This is a genomic window from Dellaglioa sp. CoH-57-MRSF-20, from assembly GCF_056781955.1.
On record NZ_JBXAXV010000060.1, the window covers coordinates 1 to 613 of the forward strand.

Here is a 613-nt window from a genome sequence, read left to right on the forward strand (position 1 = left end):
GAACAATACGATTCTCACGCCATTTGGTGCCACGGCAGCTGCCACGATGGGCGGTGGTTGGGGACGCCCGTCGGACTACAAGAAGCCAATCTTCGTGTATCTGTTGGGCGTGACTAACTCCGTGGTTGCCGTCATTGAATATGTTGAGTGTTGGCCCATGACGGTCGAGCAATATACTTTGGAGTCCGGAGCAAGTACACGGATCATCAACCGCGTAACGTTCTCAGTCGGTGACGTATTCATAAATCTGGCAAACGTCTCGTCTGACCTAATCAGTGAGGTGGTGTTCAACGCTGGTCAAAGTTTGGTCAACGGAGTGGTGAACACCGTTTCGCAGACCGCTATCAACTCGCTTGGGGGTGCTCTCGATAGCATCCTAGGATAATCACAATGATCGACACAAAAAACTACGTACCTCAGTCGAAGACCACATCGTTCGATGCGTTTCCGGCAGATAAGCAAGAGCGCATGGCTCAGATTCAGGCTGATAAGCTGAAGAGTGTGGCGCATCTGCCGCATCCCGTGGATATCCCCGGAATCACGAGTGCGCGTCCTCCTATGCAGCAGGCTCCAGCACTTCAGGCTGTTGATCCGCGTGTACAAGATGCTATGG

2 protein-coding genes are annotated in these 613 nt (G+C 52.7%); both read left to right on the top strand.

The features are described 5' to 3' along the window. Window positions 1–385, top strand: a 385-nt coding sequence (locus AC1RPN_RS08085) for a hypothetical protein (RefSeq protein WP_481763696.1), incomplete at its 5' end; no start/stop codon positions are given. A gap of 5 nt (window positions 386–390) precedes the next feature. Then, the coding region (locus AC1RPN_RS08090; RefSeq protein ID WP_481763697.1) for a hypothetical protein at window positions 391–613 on the top strand (223 nt) is incomplete at its 3' end.